The organism is Kineosporia sp. NBRC 101731, assembly GCF_030269305.1.
Classification (GTDB): Bacteria; Actinomycetota; Actinomycetes; order Actinomycetales; family Kineosporiaceae; genus Kineosporia.
The window spans coordinates 194,916-212,724 of the sequence record NZ_BSTC01000007.1; the positions used below are offsets into that span (position 1 = coordinate 194,916).

Annotated in this window: 13 protein-coding genes; 10 read left to right on the forward strand and 3 right to left on the reverse strand. The window is 70.3% G+C overall.

Annotation, left to right across the window (positions count from 1 at the left end; genetic code table 11):
- Nucleotides 1–864, forward strand: a complete 864-nt coding sequence (locus tag QSK05_RS20930) for a LacI family DNA-binding transcriptional regulator (RefSeq protein ID WP_285598958.1) — start codon at nt 1–3, stop codon at nt 862–864.
- Here the strand turns inward: QSK05_RS20930 and QSK05_RS20935 are convergent.
- Nucleotides 861–2,993 (reverse strand): alpha-galactosidase, encoded by a 2,133-nt coding sequence (locus QSK05_RS20935; protein WP_285598959.1) that lies wholly within the window; start codon nt 2,991–2,993, stop codon nt 861–863. The genes QSK05_RS20930 and QSK05_RS20935 overlap by 4 nt on opposite strands.
- 68 nt (nt 2,994–3,061) lie before the next feature.
- Nucleotides 3,062–4,282 carry an ROK family transcriptional regulator gene (locus QSK05_RS20940; RefSeq protein ID WP_285598960.1) on the reverse strand — a complete coding sequence of 407 codons (1,221 nt, stop codon included), beginning with the start codon at nt 4,280–4,282 and terminating at the stop codon, nt 3,062–3,064.
- Between the two features lie 196 nt (nt 4,283–4,478).
- On the opposite strand from QSK05_RS20940, the gene QSK05_RS20945 reads away from it, so the two are divergent.
- Nucleotides 4,479–6,182 carry an ABC transporter substrate-binding protein gene (locus QSK05_RS20945; protein WP_285598961.1) on the forward strand — a complete coding sequence of 568 codons (1,704 nt, stop codon included), beginning with the start codon at nt 4,479–4,481 and terminating at the stop codon, nt 6,180–6,182.
- Between the two features lie 94 nt (nt 6,183–6,276).
- Nucleotides 6,277–7,266 carry an ABC transporter permease gene (locus tag QSK05_RS20950; RefSeq protein WP_285598962.1) on the forward strand — a complete coding sequence of 330 codons (990 nt, stop codon included), beginning with the start codon at nt 6,277–6,279 and terminating at the stop codon, nt 7,264–7,266.
- A 108-nt stretch (nt 7,267–7,374) separates the two neighbouring features.
- Here the strand turns inward: QSK05_RS20950 and QSK05_RS20955 are convergent, their stop codons facing one another.
- Nucleotides 7,375–7,560, reverse strand: coding sequence for a hypothetical protein (locus tag QSK05_RS20955; RefSeq protein WP_285598963.1), 186 nt, complete (start codon nt 7,558–7,560; stop codon nt 7,375–7,377).
- Here QSK05_RS20955 and QSK05_RS20960 point away from each other — a divergent pair.
- The 7 genes from QSK05_RS20960 to QSK05_RS20990 all read left to right on the forward strand — a co-directional run bounded on the left by QSK05_RS20960 (nt 7,559) and on the right by QSK05_RS20990 (nt 17,658).
- Nucleotides 7,559–8,419: an ABC transporter permease gene (locus QSK05_RS20960; protein WP_285598964.1), complete on the forward strand. Its 861-nt coding sequence runs from the start codon at nt 7,559–7,561 to the stop codon at nt 8,417–8,419. The genes QSK05_RS20955 and QSK05_RS20960 overlap by 2 nt on opposite strands.
- Complete coding sequence (locus QSK05_RS20965) at nt 8,416–9,309, forward strand: ABC transporter ATP-binding protein (RefSeq protein WP_285598965.1); 894 nt, start codon at nt 8,416–8,418, stop codon at nt 9,307–9,309. Before QSK05_RS20960 ends, QSK05_RS20965 begins: the two co-directional genes overlap by 4 nt.
- The gene (locus QSK05_RS20970) at nt 9,306–10,199 is read left to right on the forward strand and encodes an ABC transporter ATP-binding protein (protein ID WP_285598966.1); all 894 of its coding nucleotides are present in this window, start codon (nt 9,306–9,308) and stop codon (nt 10,197–10,199) included. Before QSK05_RS20965 ends, QSK05_RS20970 begins: the two co-directional genes overlap by 4 nt.
- The gene (locus tag QSK05_RS20975) at nt 10,196–12,220 is read left to right on the forward strand and encodes a beta-galactosidase (protein ID WP_285598967.1); all 2,025 of its coding nucleotides are present in this window, start codon (nt 10,196–10,198) and stop codon (nt 12,218–12,220) included. The genes QSK05_RS20970 and QSK05_RS20975 overlap by 4 nt, the downstream gene beginning before the upstream one ends.
- 52 nt (nt 12,221–12,272) lie before the next feature.
- The gene (locus QSK05_RS20980) at nt 12,273–14,813 is read left to right on the forward strand and encodes a glycoside hydrolase family 2 protein (RefSeq protein WP_285598968.1); all 2,541 of its coding nucleotides are present in this window, start codon (nt 12,273–12,275) and stop codon (nt 14,811–14,813) included.
- A 23-nt stretch (nt 14,814–14,836) separates the two neighbouring features.
- Nucleotides 14,837–16,231, forward strand: a complete 1,395-nt coding sequence (locus tag QSK05_RS20985) for a GH1 family beta-glucosidase (RefSeq protein ID WP_285598969.1) — start codon at nt 14,837–14,839, stop codon at nt 16,229–16,231.
- 362 nt (nt 16,232–16,593) lie between these two features.
- Nucleotides 16,594–17,658 (forward strand): fatty acid desaturase family protein, encoded by a 1,065-nt coding sequence (locus QSK05_RS20990; protein ID WP_285598970.1) that lies wholly within the window; start codon nt 16,594–16,596, stop codon nt 17,656–17,658.
- The last annotated feature ends 151 nt before the right edge of the window (nt 17,659–17,809 follow it).

The window sequence follows — 17,809 nt, forward strand, 5'->3', positions numbered from 1 at the left end:
ATGACGTCGCTGGAGAGGTCCGGCCCCGGTCCCCGGGTCGGCATGGCGCTGCTGCCGATCAACGACGACGGCGGCCTGGAACCCTTCTACGCCGATCTGCTGGCCGGCATGGAGGAAGAGCTGGATCGTCACGACGGCACGGTCTTCCTGCACGTCGTGCCCGACCTGGACGCCGAGATCCTGGCCTACCGGCGGTGGGTGGCCGAAGGGCTGGTCGATGCGGTGGTCGTCTCCGACCTGGTCGACGGTGATCCCCGCCAGGCCGTCTGTGCCGGGCTCGGCCTGCCCGCCGTCCACATCGGCGGCGATCCGGCCTCGGGTGAGTCCGGGCAATGGGTGGTCGGTTACGACAACGCCAGGGCCATGTGCGCGGCGGTGGATCACCTCACCGGGCTGGGGCACCGGCGCATCGCCTGGGTCTCCGGGCCCGACCGGTACCGGCACACCCGCGACCGGGCCGCCGCGTTCGCGCAGGCCGTGGCCGCCGCCGGGGGCGAGGGCACCCGGTGGGAGGGCGACTACGGTGCGGCCGCCGGGGCCGCCCTCACCGGTGAGTTGCTCGCGGCCGACCCACGCCCCACGGCCATCGTGTACGACAACGACCTGATGGCCGTGGCCGGCCTGAAAGCCGCTCAGCGTCTGGGTCTTCAGGTGCCGCGCGACCTTTCGATCCTGGCCTGGGACGACTCGGCCAACAGCCGGATCTGCCACCCGCCGCTGTCGGTGGTGAGCCGCGACGTACACGAACTCGGGGTCCTCACCGCCGGCCTGCTGCTGCGGGCCGTGCGCGGTGAGGCCCCCACCCTCGAGTCGCCGCCGGTCGCCCAGGTCGTGGCCCGCGCCTCGACCGCCCCGCCGGTTTAGGACTGCACGGCGGTGGCGTGCAGGACGAGGGCCTGGGCCGGCCAGAGGGTGGGGATCTGGAGCCCGACGACGTCGAGTACCCGCCCGGTCAGCACCACCTCGCCGTGGGACAGCCAGCCGGGGGTGATCCAGCCCCAGCGCGAGGGCCCGATCTCGTCGCGCACCCGCACCCGGTAGTGACGCTGGGGATCGAGGCCGTGCAGACGCACCGGTTCGGGGCGGGCGTCTTCCAGCGAGGCCACCGTGGCCACGGTCCAGACCCCGGCACTGCGGTCGCCGGCGACCACCCCGCGCACGCGCAGCGCCGGGTCGCGGACATCGGCGTGCACCACGGTTCCGGTGTGCAACAGTCCCCGCAGCTCCCGGTACAGACCCGCGAAACGCTGGAGTTGCTCGACCTGCTCCGGGTCGCACTCCAGCACGTTCCACTCGAACCCGGCCGAGCCCATCAGACTCGTGGCCAGCCGGTACGAAAGGTCCACGGTACGGCCGGAACTGTGCGCGGTGGGCGGGCCCACGTGCGCGCCGATCAGCTCCGGCGGCAGGAGCAGTTCGGTCCAGCGCTGGATGTCCTGGCGCTCCACCGCGTCGTTGGAGTCGCTGGCCCACACCCGGTCGGTCACCTCGATCACGCCGAGGTCGCACCGCGCCCCGCCGGAGGAACACGACTCGATCTCCAGCCCCGGATGACGGCTCTTCAGCTCGGCCATCAGCCGCAGGGCCGCCGTGGTCTGGGCGTGCACGCCCGGGCGACCCTCGTGCCGGGCATCCACCAGGTCGCGGTTGTGGTCCCACTTGATGAACGCCAGGCCCAGGTCGGCGACCAGGGCGCTCATCCGCTCCAGCACGTGGGAGTAGGCCTGCGGGTGGGCCAGATCGAGCACGTACTGGGTGCGCCAGGAGAGGTCTTCGGGGGAAGGCACCTGGGACGCGTCGTGCAGCAGCCACTGCGGGTGGGCGCGGGCCAGATCAGAGTCCAGGCTCACCATCTCGGGCTCGAACCACAGCCCGAACTGCATCCCGAGCTCACGCACCCGGTCGGCCAGGGGCTCCAGCCCGTCGGGCCAGACGCTGCGGTCGACCTCCCAGTCGCCCAGGCCTCGGGTGTCGTCGCGCCGGGCCGGGAACCAGCCGTCGTCCAGCACGAACCGCTCCACGCCGATCTCGGCCGCCCGCTCGGCCAACCGTGCGACGGTGGCCGGGTCGTGGTCGAAATAGACGGCCTCCCAAGTATTCAGTACCAGAGGACGAGGTGACTGAGGATGGTGGGGACGTGAACGCAGGTACGTGTGGAACCGTTCGGTGATCCCGTCCAGGCCCACCGGCGACCAGGCGAACCACGCCGTCGGGGAGGTGTACTCCTCACCGGCGCCCAGCCGGATCTCGCCCGGGCGCAGCAGTTCCCCGGCCCCCAGCAGGGTGGGGTTGTCGGGCAGCCGGTCGGTGCGGTAGGTGACATCGGCGCTCCAGGCCAGGTGCACGGCCCAGACCTCGCCGGAACGAGACCTCGCCGGGCCGTCGGAAAGGGCCAGCAGCCAGGGCTGGTCGTGCCCGGGCCGGCCCCGCCGGGTCTGGCGGGCCAGCGATCCCCGGCCCAGCGGCGATCGCTGCGGCGACTTCTCCCGGGTCCACCGCCCGGAGAACGTGGTGACGTCGTCGGCCCGGGTGGGCACCGGCACAGTGGCCTCGAGCCACTGCACCTCCACCTCGACCTGCGCCGTCAGCGTGTGCTCAACCCCCAGCAGCCCACCGGGTTCCAGGTGCAGCCGGTTGGTCAGGCGCAACCCGGCGGCGGGATCGTGCAACCGGGCGATGATTTCGTGATCGGTGACGCTGACGTCGACCGGCTGCCAGCGGGGGATCAGCGGCACCCCGGCCCGCACCAGCAGCAGACCCGGGCGACCCGGCCAGCCGTCCGGCTCGACCGGCAGCAGCCCCGGCCGCCAGGTCGCGTCGAGCGTGCCCGGGCGGGTCTGGCGCTCGTCGGCGTCGGTCAGTGCGGCCAGGTCATCGGCGGTCAGGGGGCCGGGGTCGGCGCCCCAGTGCTGCACGACCGGCGGGGCGTCCTGCGGGTGGCGGACGAGGACGGCGACTCCGTCACGGCGAATGAGGGACGAGGGGGTCGGCATGGTGCTCCTTGATGTGCTGGTGGGACGGGGATTTCGGGGAGGTGCAGGCACCTTCCGGACGTTCGTTCTTACGTGTTCATCGGCAGAACCTTCTGCCGCGCAGCGACCACCGGCTCGGCGTGCACCAGCGGTGACCGCAGCACCACCAGCGCACCACCCACGGCCGCCGCGGTCCCGGCATCGGGGGAGACCAGAACCCGCACCGGCCGCAACAACCGGGCCAGCGCCCCGCGCTCGGCCGCCCGGTTCGCCGCCTCGGCGTACAGCGGCCCCGCCGTCACCAGGGCCGGCCCGGACAGCACCACGGTGTCGAGGTCGAACAGGTTCATCAGGGTCACCACGGCGTCGGCCAGACGCTCGGCCGAGGCCCGCAGCAGATCCGCGGCCGCCCCGTCGCCCTGCCCGGAGGCCACGACCAGCTTCTCGAAGTCGGACAGGGTGTCGTCCAGGCGCCCCGACAACCGCAGCCGGGTCCGCACCCGCCGATCGGTCATCGCCCGGGCCACCACCGCCGTCGGCCCGGCCGTGACCTCCGCACAGCCCCGGTTCCCGCAGCCGCACACCGGCCCCGCCGGATCCAGCGGAACATGGCCGATCTCCACCGGATTGGCGGTCGGGCCACCGAAGGACTCGGCCCCCAGCACCACCCCGCCCCCGATGCCCCCACCCATCCAGACGACCCCGAAGGTGTCCACGTCCAGCGACCCCGTCCACTGCTCACTGACCGCCGCCGCCGTCGCGTCGTTCTCCAGCAGCACCGGTAGGGCGAGCAGCTCGGCCAGCGTCGTGGTCAGCGGGAACCGCTGCCAGGCCGGCGTCGGCTGGGAGGTCAGGACCATGCCGCGCTCGCGGTCCTGCGGACCGTGCGTGACCAGCCCCAGTCCGAGTACCCGTTCGCGGGGCACCGCCGTCGCGGTCAGCAGGTGCTCGACGTGGGCGGCCAGCGCGGTCAGGGTGACCTGCGGAGGGCCGTCACCGACGCCCGGTGAGTGGGTGCCGGCCAGCCGGCGGCCGGTGAAGTCGGTGACGACAGTGGTCGTCGTGGACCGCGAGAGCTGGACGCCCACGGCGTACCAGGCGTCGGCCGCGAGCTCCAGGAGACGCCGCGGGGAGCCGATCGCGCCGGGGCGCCGGCCGGTCTCCCGCACCAGCCCACCGGCCAGCAGATCACGGACGATGTTGGTGATCGTCGCGGCGGTCAGCCCGGCCCGCTGCGCCAGCTCCACGCGGCTGACCGGACCGGCGGTACGGATCAGATCGAGGACGAGGGCGGGCGTCGTGGTGGCCAAGGGACTCCCTCGGGAGAGGTTTCGCGGAGATTCACGGCAGGTCAGGGGCGCGCTCGTCGCCGGTGACCGGCGTCGTCGCGGTGTCCCGGGACCTATATTGACATACTAAATTTACCAACGTAAGAATTGCGCCAACCGCAATGCAGCGGGAGACGAGCCGCCCCTGAGACGTGGCGGTGGACGGAAAGGACCAAGGATGTTCCTTACGGCGAAGAGGGCTCGCTCCCGCAAGGGCCGGGCCCTGGGCTTGACAGCGGGACTGGCCGTGGCCGGCCTGCTCGCGACCGGATGCTCGGGCAGTAGCGGTAACGGCAGCGGATCCGGGGGCGGCACCACCACCCTGGTCGCCTACACCGGTCAGTCCGGCGACTACCAGATCAACTTCAACCCGTTCTCGCCGACCCAGATCGGTGGCGGCGCGGCGATCTACGAGCAGCTGTTCTTCATCAACAAGGCCGGTTCCGGTGACCCGGAACCGCTGCTGGGCACCGACTACGCCTGGAACGACGAGGGCACGCAGCTGTCGGTCACCCTGCGCGACGGGGTGAAATGGACCGACGGGGAGGCTTTCACCGCCGACGACGTGGTGTTCACCTTCGGCCTGCTGAAGAAGCACGCCGCCCTCAACTCGATCGGCTACGACGGTTCGGCCACGGCGACCGACGACACCCACGTCGTCTTCACCTTCGACAAGCCGGCCTACACCCAGGGCCCGGACGTGCTCGGCAACACCTACATGGTGCCCGAGCACCTGTGGAAGGACGTCAACCCCGAGACCGACGTGATGGAGAAGCCGGTCGGCACCGGACCTCTCAAGCTCGGTGACTTCAAGGCCCAGGCCTTCACCTACGTGGCCAACGAGGACTACTGGGGCGGCGCCCCGGCCATCAAGACGGTCCGGTTCCTGTCGCTGTCCGGTAACACCGCGGGTGCCGACGGCGTCGCGGCGGGCACGATCGACTGGCAGACCGGCCCGGTGCCCAACATCGACAAGGTCGCCGAGACCTACCCGGGCTACGACTCGGCCACCGTCAACCAGAGCCAGACGGCCCTGCTCACCTGCTCCAGTGCGGACATGGGCTGCACCGGCCCGCAGACCGACCCGGCCGTGCGCCGCGCGATCTATCACGCGATCGACCGTAAGCAGCTGAACGCGCTGGCCTTCCAGAACACCTCGAGCGAGATCTCGCCCACGTTCGTGCTGACCTCGAACCAGAAGGACCTGATCTCCTCCTCGATCGAGCAGCCCGTGGCCCCGGACACGGCCGACGTCGCCGCGGCCACCTCGGAGCTCGAGGGCGCCGGCTGGAGCAAGGGCAGCGACGGCATCTACGCCAAGGGCGGGGAGAAGCTGTCGCTCACGGTCGAGGTGGTGACCGGCTGGACCGACTACATCACCGCCGTGCAGACCATGGCCCAGCAGCTCAAGAAGGCCGGCATCGAACTGAAGGTGGCCCAGTCGTCCTGGAACGAGTGGACCGAGAAGAAGACCCAGGGCAAGTACGAGCTGGCCATCGACTCCCTGTACCAGGGCTCGGCGCCCGACCCGTACTACGTCTACAACAACTTCTTCGCCTCCTCGGCCGGGGCCAAGGTGGGGAAGACGTCGGGCAACAACGTCTCCCGCTTCTCCGACCCGGACGTCGACGCGGCGATCAAGGCGCTGCGCCAGCTCCCGCAGGACGACAAGGCGGCCCGGCAGCCGTTCCTGGACACGATCGAGACGAAGATCGTCGAGGACATGCCCTACATCCCGGTGCTCACCGGCGGCACGACCAGCGAGTGGAGCACCAAGAAGTTCACCGGCTGGCCCAGCGACGACAACATGTACGCGGTGCCCGCCGTCTGGTCGAAGAACGACTTCGCGGCCATCATCAAGAACCTGAAGCCGGCCTCCTAGCCAAACCCCTTCCGTGATCATGCAAAACCTCCCCGGAATTGCATGATCACGGACGGGAGGGTTGTACCTCAGTCGCCCGGAAGGCGGTCTCGGCGTGAACTACGTGCTGCGCAAACTCCTGTTCTATGCGGTCGCCGTCTGGGCGGCCATCACCCTCAACTTCGCGATTCCCCGCCTGCTGCCGGGCAATCCGGTGGACATCCTGCTGGCCAAGCTCCAGCAGCGCGGCGGGACGATCACCCCGCAGTCGCGGGAGGCCTACGCTGCCCTGCTCGGCGGTGACACCGACGACTCGCTGCTGCACCAGTACTGGACCTACCTGGTCAATCTCGCGCACGGCGATCTCGGCACCTCGGTCACGTACTTCCCGACCAAGGTCACCGACGTCATCTCGACCTCGATGCCGTGGACGATCACCCTGGTCGGGATCGCCACCGTCATCGCCGCGATCCTCGGGGTCGGGCTCGGCGCCGTGGTCGGCTGGAGGCCGGGCACCTGGCTCGACTCGGCCGTCCCGGCCACCACGATCCTCGCTGCGGTGCCGTACTTCTGGCTCGCCCTGGTGCTGGTCTACCTGCTGGCCCGGGTGCTCGGCTGGTTCCCCTCACAGGGCGGCTACGACGTCGTCCTCGATCCGGGGTTCAACGGGTCGTTCATCCAGTCCGCCCTGCTCTACGGGTTCCTGCCGGCCCTGACCATCGTGCTGGCCTCGCTCGGCGGCTGGATGCTGGGCATGCGCAACATGATGGTCTCCACCCTGTCGGAGGACTACGTGCTCACGGCCCGGGCCAAGGGCCTGCCCGAGCGCACGATCATGCGCAACTACGCGGCCCGCAACGCGGTTCTGCCCTCGATCGCCGGCTTCGCCATCTCCCTGGGGTTCGTGGTCTCCGGGTCGGTCGTCACCGAGCAGGTGTTCTCCTACCCGGGTATCGGCTCGAAACTGCTGTCGGCCGTGCAGAACAACGACTACGCCCTGATGCAGGGCATCTTCCTCTACATCACGCTGGCCGTGCTCGGCGCCAACCTGGTCGTCGACCTGCTGTACGGCCTCATCGACCCGCGCACCCGCGCGAAGGGCTGAGAGGAGAATCAGGGTGAGCACATCGCATCCGGAGACACCCGCCTCCGGCACCTCGCCGGAACCCCTTGCCCGTGATCATGCAAACCTTCCCCGGGAAACTCTGCATGATCACGAAGAAAGGGGGGTCGCGGTAACCCCCACAACATCCACCGCGTCCACCACCGCGTCCACCACCGCGTCGGCCGCTGCGGCACCGGCCGCCCCTACCGGGCCCGGCGGGCCGCTCGCGGCTGCGGCCACCGCTCCGACGGCGAATCCGATGCCCCGGGGCCGTCGTTCCCTGCTGCCGACCATGACCCCCTGGCTGGCGGTCGGTCTCACGCTCGTCGTGGCGATCGGCCTGTTCGGGGCGTTCGGCCCGTTCTTCGTCGGTGACCCCGACGCCATCAACGACATCGGCCTGTCCGGCCCGTCGGGGGCCAATCTCCTGGGCACCACCCAGACCGGTCAGGACGTGCTCTCCCAGCTGGCCTTCGCCACCCGGGGATCACTGCAGATCGGCCTGCTGGTCGGGGTGATGGCCACCGTGCTGTCGGCGTTCTTCGGCATCTACGGCGCCTACCTGGGCGGCTACGCCGACGAGGCGTTCTCGTTGCTGTCCAACGTCTTCCTGGTCATTCCCGGTCTGCCGCTGGTGATCGTGATCTCCGGGTTCGTGCCGCCCGAAGACCGGGGGCTGTGGACCATCGCGCTCGTCCTGGCCCTGACCAGCTGGGCGGCCTCGTCCCGGGTGCTCCGGGCCCAGACCCTGTCGGTGCGCAACCGCGACTACGTGGCCGCGGCACAACTGGCGGGGGAGCGGCCCTGGCGGGTGATCGCGGTCGAGATCCTGCCGAACCTGCTGCCCGTGCTGGCTTCCCAGTTCGTCTACGCGGTCATCGCGGCCATCCTCGGTGAGGCCGGCCTGTCGTTCCTGGGCCTGGGGGCGTCGAACTCCTCGACCCTGGGCACCATGCTCTTCTACGCCCAGAACGGTTTCGCCCTGCCGCTGGGCGCCTGGTGGTGGTTCGTGCCGCCGGGTCTGATCATCGCCCTGTTCGGGATGGGCCTGTCCCTGATCAACTTCTCGATCGACGAGATCATCGACCCCAAGCTGAAGAACGCCCGCACCTCCCGGCGCAGGCTCCGCAGCGCGGCCAAGGAGGGGCGATGACGACCACCGCCGAACCGACCACCGAGCCGGTCACCACCCGGCGCCCGGTGCTGACCGTCACCGACCTCACCGTCGTCTACGAGACCGAGCAACCGTTCACCGCCGTCCGGTCGGCCTCCCTGCAACTGCACCGCGGCGAGATCCTCGGCCTGGCGGGGGAATCCGGCTGCGGCAAGACCACCCTGGCCTACGCCGTGAACCGGCTGCACCAGCCCCCGGCCCGGATCGCGTCCGGGTCGGTGGTCTTCCACGACCGCGACAGCGGCGACATCGACCTGCTGGGCCTGAAGGACGAGGCGCTGCGCACGTTCCGCTGGTCGCAGCTGTCGATGGTCTTCCAGGGGGCGATGAACTCCCTGAACCCGGTGCGCACCGTGGGTTATCAGCTCGACGACACGCTCAAGGCCCACGTCCCGTCGATGACCCGGGCCCAGCGCAAGGAGCGTGCGGCGGAGGTGCTCACCCGGGTCGGGGTCGACCCGGTGCGGTTGCGGTCCTACCCGCACGAGCTGTCGGGCGGCATGCGGCAGCGCACCATGATCGCGATGGCCATGTTGCTGCAGCCCCAGATCATGATCATGGACGAGCCGACCACCGCTCTCGACGTGGTGGTGCAGCGCGAGATCCTGCGCGAGATCCTGCGTCTGCGGGACGAACTCGACTTCGCCGTGCTCTTCATCACCCACGACCTGCCGCTGCTGCTGGAGATCGCCGACCGGATCGCGGTGATGTACCGCGGGGAGATCGTCGAGCTGGAGACGGCCCAGCAGCTGCACGCGGCGGCGCAGCATCCCTACACCCGCAAACTCCTGGGCTCCTTCCCGAGCCTCACCGGTGAGCGCAGCGACTTCGTCCGTTCCGGGCGCGCAGATGAGGGGTTCTCGGCATGACCAGCGTGCACGTCAGCGACCTGACCAAGGACTACCGGATCCGCGACGGCCTGAAGCGGCGCCGGCTGCGGGCCGTCGACCACGTCAGCTTCGACCTGAAACCCGGCCGCACGGTGGCCCTGGTCGGGGAGTCCGGCTCGGGCAAGTCGACCATCGCCAAATTGCTCACCCGGCTGGAACGTCCGACCTCGGGACGCATCGAGGTGCGTGAGGACGACGGCTCCGCGGTGCCGAACGCGCTGTACCGGCGGCACGTGCAGATGGTGTTCCAGGACCCGTTCGCCTCGCTCAACCCGTTCCACTCCGTCGCCCACCACATCGCCCGCCCGCTGCGGCTGCACGGGCGCACCCAGGGCGGCGCAGCCACCCGGGCCGAGGTGCTGTCGATGCTGGAGCGCGTCAACCTCACCCCGGCGGCCGACATGGCCGACCGCCGCCCGCACGAACTGTCCGGCGGCCAGCGTCAGCGGGTGGCCATCGCCCGCGCCCTGGCCCCCGGCGCCCAGGTGCTCATCGCCGACGAACCGGTCTCGATGCTCGACGTCTCGATCCGCCTGGGGGTGCTGAACCTGCTGGGCCGCCTGCAGCGCGAAAGCGACCTGGCGGTGCTCTACATCACCCACGACCTGGCCACGGCCCGGCACTTCTCCGACGAAATCCTGGTGCTGCACCACGGGCGCGTGGTCGAGCGGGGCCCGGCCGACGCCGTGATCCTCGACCCGCACCACGACTACACCAAGCTGCTGGCGCTGTCGGCCCCCGACCCCAACCGGGTCGGTGCGGTCGTTCACTCCACCGCCCCCGACCGGGAGTCTATCGACGACTCCGTCTGCTACGACCACGATCTGGGTGAGTGGGTACCCAGCGGCACGCAGAAGGTCGCGGCATGAGGCTCGCCGACGGGCTCGTCTACGGCGGCGACTACAACCCCGAACAGTGGACGCGCGACACCTGGGTCGAGGACGTGGCCCTCATGCGGGTGGCCGGGGTCAACCTGGTCACGCTCGGCGTGTTCTCCTGGGGGCTCATCGAGACCGCCGACAACGTCTTCGATCTGGGCTGGCTGGACGAGGTCGTCGGCCTGCTGCACGAGAACGGCATCGGGATCGACCTGGCCACCCCGACCGCGGCGCCGCCGAGCTGGCTGCACACCGCTCACCCGGAGATTCTGCCGTTCGACGCCGACCTCTACCAGCAGCCGCCCGGTGGCCGGAACGCCTGGTGTCCCAGCTCGCCGGTGTTCCGCGCGTACGCCCTGCGGATCGCCGAACGGCTGGCGCGCCGCTACGGGGACCACCCGGCGGTGCGGCTCTGGCACGTCGGCAACGAGCTCGGTGGCGGGAATGCGCGCTGCTACTGCGACGTCTCGGCGGTCGCCTTCCGGGAATGGCTGGCGCAGCGGCACGGCACCGTCGAGGCGGTGAACCAGGCCTGGGGCACGACGTTCTGGGGACACCGGTTCAATTCCTTCGAGGAGATCCTGCCACCGCGCGGTAAGCACGGCGCCCCCAACCCGGGCCTGTTCCTGGACTACGAGCGCTACTCCTCCGACGCCCTGCTGGCGCACTACCGGGCCGAGCGGGAGGTGATCCAGCAGTTCTCCGACCGCCCGGTGACGACCAACCTGATGGTCGGGCCGGGCGCCCAGATCGTCGACTACGCCCGCTGGGCCCCGCACACCGACATCGTCGCCAACGACCACTACACGCTGGTCGACGACCCCGACCGGGCCATTGAACTGGCGTGTTCGGGCGACCGGATGCGGGGGATGTCGCCCGGCCGCAGGCCCTGGCTGCTGATGGAGCACTCCACCGGCGGGCCGAGCTGGCAGCAGCGCAACCGGGCCAAGGACCCGGGCGAGATCGCCCGCAACGCCCTGGCCCACGTGGCCCGCGGATCCGACGGGGCGATGTTCTTCCAGTGGCGGGCCTCCACCGCCGGGGCCGAGCAGTTCCACTCGGCCATGCTGCCGCACGCCGGCACCCGGTCACGGGTCTGGCAGGAGGTGGTCGAGCTCGGGGGCCACCTGCGGTCGCTGGCCGAGGTGGCCGGGTCACGGGTGGAGCCGGCCCGGGTGGCGATGGTCGTCGACGACGAGTCGGGCTGGTACCTGCAGCACGGCCTGAAACCGCACCGCGGCCTGCGGTACGGCGACGAGTTGCGGGCCTGGCACAAGGCTCTGTGGCAGCGGCAGGTGCTGGTCGACCTGGTGCCGGCCACCGGTCCGCAGTCCGATCTGGCCTCCTACGACCTGGTGCTCGTGCCCGGATTGATCCTGGTGGACGACGAGGTCGCCGCGCGGTTGTCGGCGGTGCCGGCCCGCGGGGGGACGCTGCTGGTCACCTACCTGTCCGGGGTCTGCGACCCGACCGGCCGGGTCCGCACCGGCGGCTACCCGGGCGCCTTCCGCGACGTGCTGGGGATCTTCACCGACGAGTTCTACCCGCTCCAGACCTCGCAGGAGGTGCCGCTGGACGACGGCGGGGTGGTGCGGGACTGGACCGAGCGGGTGCAGCTCGACGGGGCGTCGGCCGTGATCTCCTACGCGGGTAGCTCGCTGGCCGGTGGCCCGGCGGTGACCCGGCGCGCGGTGGGTGAGGGCGCGGCCTGGTACGTGTCGGCCGCACTGCCGGGGAGCAGCATCGACGCGATCACCGCCCGGCTGATCACCGAGACCGGCCTGACCCGCACCGTGCAGGCGCCGGCCGGGCTCGAGGCGGTGCGCCGCATCGGCGACGACGCCTCGTACCTGTTCCTGATCAACCACCTCGACACCGACGTGGAGGTCGCGGCCGGCGGGCTGGACCTGCTCACGGACGAAAAGGTCGGCCCGTCCACCCTGGTCCCCGCCGGAGGCGTCCGGGTGGTGCGCGAATCCTCTGTTCGTGATCATGCAAAACCTCCCCGGTGATCATGAAATCGTTCCCGAAGTCAGCCATGACCACCCAGCCCGGGAGGGCCTCGTGAAACACCAGAGCGTGACCAGCGGATGGACCGTCACCGCGACCGCGGGGGAGGTGCCCGAACGGGCGACCGGAACGCATCCGGCCGCCGTGCCCGGATGCGTCCACACCGACCTGCTCGCCGCCGGGGCGATCGACGAGCCGTACGACGACGCGCACGAGAGCGACCTGGAGTGGTTCCACCGCACCGACTGGCGCTACGACACGACCCTCGACCTCGCCGCTCCCGCCCCCGGTGAGCGGGTCGACCTGGTCTTCGACGGTATCGACACCGTGGCCGGAGTGCGCCTGGGCGGCACCGCCCTCGGCGAGACCGCCAACATGCACCGCAGCTACCGCTTCGACGTCACCTCCCTGATAACAGGCTCTGAGCTGGCCCTGGAGGTCAACCTCACGTCGGCCACGACCTGGGCCGAGGCACTGCGCGAGAAGCTCGGCAACCGTCCGGCCGTGAACGTGCCCCGCCCGTTCAACTTCGTCCGCAAGATGGCCTGCTCGTTCGGCTGGGACTGGGGTCCGGACCTGCGCACGGCCGGTCTGTGGAAACCTGTGCGGATCGAACGGTGGACGACCGCCCGACTCGCGCAGGTGCGTCCTGTGGTAGGAGTGGTCGCCGACGGGACCGGAACGGTCGAGGTGCACCTCGACATCGAGCGCTCCGGTCTGGAAACCGCTTCTGCCGTGCAGGTTCGGGCGCAGATCCGCGGGATCACGGCCACGGCGACGATCCCGGCCGGCGAGAACAGCGCCGTGCTGGCGCTGCGGGTGCCCGATGCGCCGTTGTGGTGGCCGGTCGGTCACGGGGAACAGCCACTGGCGGAGCTGAGCGTCGAACTGACCGCCGACGACGAGATGCTGGACGCGTGGAACCGGCGGATCGGTTTCCGCACCGTCGAGGTCGACACCGGTGACGACGAACACGGCACCGCCTTCACCGTTCTCGTCAACGGTAAGCCGATCGCCGTGCGGGGCGCGAACTGGATCCCCGACGACCACTTCGTCACCCGGATCACCCGCGAGCGCGTGGCCCGGCGCCTGGACCAGGCGCTGGGGGCGCACCTGAACCTGCTGCGGGTCTGGGGCGGGGGGATCTACGAGTCCGAGGACTTCTACGAACTGTGTGACGAGCGAGGGCTTCTGGTCTGGCAGGACTTCCTGCTGGCCTGTGCGGCCTATCCGGAGGAGGAGCCGCTGCGCTCGGAGATCGAGGCCGAGGCGCGCGAGAACGTCGTGCGGCTGATGCCGCACGCGTCGCTCCTGCTGTGGAACGGTGGCAACGAGAACCTCTGGGGCCACGAGGACTGGGGGTGGAAGGCGCAGCTGGACGGGCAGACCTGGGGGCACGCCTACGCGACGCAGCTGTTCGCCGACGTGGTCGCCGAGCTGGACCCGACGAGGCCTTACAGCGCCAACAGCCCGTTCACGCCGCGGCGCACGCCGGAGCAGTCGCACCCCAACGATCCCGACCGCGGCACGCACCACCAGTGGGACGTCTGGAACCGGCTGGACTGGTCCGTGTACAGCGACGAGATTCCGCGGTTCTGCTCGGAGTTCGGTTACCAGGGGCCGCCGGCCTGGAAAACGCTGACCGATCACGTGCACGCCGCCGACGGCGGGCCGCTCACGGCGGTGGCCGACGCCTGCGCCGACCCGGTGTTCCTGATCCATCAGAAGGCCGACGACGGCACCGGCAAGCTCGGGCGTGGCATGGCCCCGCACACCGGTGTTCCGGAGAACTTCGAGGACTGGCACTGGGCCGCTCAGCTCAACCAGGCGCGGGCGATCCGGCACGCGGTGGAGCACTACCGGTCGTGGTGGCCGCGCACGGCCGGGTGGATCGTCTGGCAGATCAACGATTGCTGGCCGGTCGTCTCCTGGGCCCTGGTCGACAGCCAGGAGCGGCCCAAGCCGGTGTATTTCGCGCTGCGCCGGGCCAATGCGCCGCGGGCCCTGTACCTGATGGCGGACGACGAGGACCTGACGCTGGTCGCGGTCAACGACAGCGACGAGCCCTGGACGGGGACGGCCGAGGTGCGCCGCGAGACGCTGGCGGGGGAGGGGTACGTCACCCTGATCACGGATCTGACGGTGGCGCCCCGGTCGGTGGAGTTCGAGCCGGTGTCCGCCGACGTGGCCACGCCGGACGACCCGGCCGGCGAGGTGGTGGTGGCCGAGTTCGGGGGTGCGCGAACCGTTCACACGTTCGTGGAAGACGTCGACCTGGAGCTGGACCCCGACCCGCTGGAGGTCTCGGCCCAGCGGGTCGAGGGTGGCTACCGGATCGATGTGCTGGCGCGGAGTTTCGCCGACGGCATCACCGTGCTTCCCGATCGCCTGGCGGCGGACGCGCAGGTGGACGACGGTGTCGTCAGCCTGCCGGCCGGGGCCCGGACGAGTTTCCTGATCACCACCTCCGCTGATCTCGACCCGCAGGCTCTGACCCGATCGCCCGTGCTGCGCACGGCCAACGAGCTGCGAGGCGTCGCGGTGCGCCCGGCGCCCGAGGCGACCGGCCCGTCGACCCACATGTCCACTTCCTGAAACATCCTGAACCAGGAGCAGAAATGACCGAACCCCGGCGATTCCCGACCGATTTCCTCTGGGGAGCAGCAACGTCCTCGTACCAGATCGAGGGTGCGGTGGAGGCCGACGGCCGCGGGCCGTCCATCTGGGACACGTTCTCCCGCATCCCGGGCGCGGTGGTGAACGGTGAGAACGGTGACGTGGCCATCGACCACTACCACCGGGTCGCCGACGACGTGAAGCTCATGGGCGACCTGGGGCTGAACGCCTACCGGTTCTCGGTGGCCTGGCCCCGGGTGCAGCCCACCGGTTCCGGGCCGGCCAACCAGGCGGGCCTGGACTTCTACCGGCGTCTGACCGACCAGCTGCTGGACGCCGGGATCGCCCCGGCGCTCACCCTGTACCACTGGGACCTGCCGCAGCCGTTGCAGGACGCCGGGGGATGGCCGAACCGCGACACCGCCTACCGGTTCGCCGAGTACGCCGGTCTGGTGGCCGACGCACTGGGCGACCGGGTGAATCTCTGGATCACCCTGAACGAGTCGTGGTGTGCCGCCTACCTGGGCTACCTGTCCGGTGAGCACGCCCCCGGCATCAAGGACCCGGCCCAGGCCCTGGCCTCGGTGCACACGCTCAACCTGGCCCACGGCCTGGGCGCCGCCGCGATCCACGAGCACGCCGGTCCGGACGCGAAAGTGGCGATCGCCCATAACATTCAGGTCAACCAGGCCGCGACCGCCGCACCGCAGGACGTGGCCGTCAAGACCAAGCTCGACCTGGTGAACAACGAGATCCTGCTGGCCCCGCAGCTCGACGGCGCCTACCCCGAGGGTCTCTTCGAGGCCACCGCGGCGTTCACCGACTGGTCGTTCGTGCAGGACGGCGACCTGGAGATCATCCACGCCCCGCTGGACGCCCTGGGCCTGAACTACTACTCGACCTCCACCGTGCGGGCGGGTGAGGATCCCGACCGCGACCCGTTCCAGCCGACCCTGGTGGACGGCGTGGCCCGGGTGCGGCCCGAGGGGGAGTACACCGAGATGGGCTGGCTGGTCGAACCGCAGGGCCTGACCGACCTGCTGCTCGACATGCATCGCCGCCGGCCCGGCCTGCCGCTGTACATCACCGAGAACGGCGCGGCCTTCGACGACGTGGTGGCGGACGACGGCCGGGTCCACGACGAGCGGCGCACCGCCTACCTGCACGCCCACCTCGAGGCAGTCGGCCGGGCCCTGGACGCCGGTGCGAACGTGCGCGGGTACTTCGCCTGGTCGCTGACCGACAACTTCGAGTGGTCGTACGGTTACGGGAAGCGCTTCGGGCTGGTGCACGTCGACTACGCCACGCAGACCCGCACGATCAAGGACTCCGGGCACTGGTACAGCGGGGTGACCACCACCGGTCTCCTGCCGGCCCCGGTGGATCCTCTCGGGTGACGACGTTCTGACGCGGGCCTGCCCCGGGGGGTGAGAGCCCCGGGGCAGGCGTTGTTCGATGCTGATCGGTTCGGTTCGCTTCTGTCCGGGTCATGGCGCGTGATGCCCGAGTTCGACGACGTCGCCCGGCTGGCCGCGGCCACGGGCCGGGCGGAACGGCAGGTGCTGGAGGAGGTCTGTCGGGCCGCGGCCGATGAAGGTCTGTGGGCCGGTGCGGAGCCGGCCGGTTTCTGGCCGACGGGTGCGGCCCCCCCGGTGAGGGCGGGGGGCGCTGCGCGGGTGCCACGTCGGGATGCGGGGTACTGTAACAGTGCTGCCCCGGACCCGGCGGTTCGTCCGCAGGCCCGTGAAAGCAGCTGAACATGAGCAATCTGGAGACTCGACCGGTCCGGGTGCGACAGGTCTCGGCGTACGCCGAGCTGTCCCGGCAGATCCGCGACGCCGGGTTGCTCCGGCGGCGTTATACCTATTACTGGGGCTGGGCCATCGGCCTGGTGGCAGCGTTCTTCGCCTGTTGGACAGCTGTTCTCGCGCTGGGAAATACCTGGTGCCAGTTGCTGGTCGCGGTGCTGTTGGGAGTTGTCCTGACCCAGTTCGGATTCCTGGGTCACGATGCCGCCCACCGGCAGATCTTCGTCTCCTCCCGATGGAACGAGTGGGCGGCCCGGGTGCTGTCCGGTGCCTTCGCCGGGTTGAGCTACGGCTGGTGGTCGCACAAGCACAACCGTCACCACAGCGGCCCGAACCAGGAGAACCGTGACCCCGACATCGCTCCCGGGCCGATCGCCATGACCCCGGCGGTGGCCCGGGCCCGCACCGGGGGGTCCGCCTGGTTCACCCGGCACCAGGGGCACCTGTTCTTCCCGCTCCTCCTGCTGGAGGGGGCCAATCTGCATGTCAGCGGTGTGCGGGAACTGCTGTCGAACCGGGCGCTGCCGCACCGGCGGCTGGAGTGCGCGATCATCCTGACCCGGTTCGTCCTCTACCTGGGCGTGCTCCTGAGCGTGCTGCCGCCCGGAAAAGCGGCGGCCTTCCTCGCTGTTCAGCTCGGCGTGTTCGGGCTCCTGCTGGGCGCCTCGTTCGCGCCCAACCACAAGGGCATGCCGATCGTGCCGAGGGACACCCGGATCGACTTTCTCCAGCGGCAGGTCCTGATGTCCCGCAACGTGCACGGCGGTCTGGTCACGGACATCGCGATGGGTGGGCTGAACTACCAGATAGAGCACCACCTGTTCCCCAGCATGCCCCGGCCCAACCTGCGCCGGGCCCGGCCGGTGGTGCGGGCGTTCTGCCGCAGCCGGCAGGTCGCCTACACCGAGACCAGCCTGATCGGCTCATACCGCATCGTCGTGAAGTACCTCAATTCCGTCGGCCGGCCCGACCGTGACCCGTTCGCCTGCCCCCTGGTCCGGCAGTACCGCGACTGAACCGAGACATTCCGCAATGTGCCGGTCACGGTAGGCCGAGTAGGGTCGAGGACGTACGAACGTACGTACGCAAGGCTCCGGTCCTTTGGCGGCCCCAAAGAGAAATGGTGCTGCCATGTTTGATGTTCTGCGACCGGCCGCGGTCCGGTCA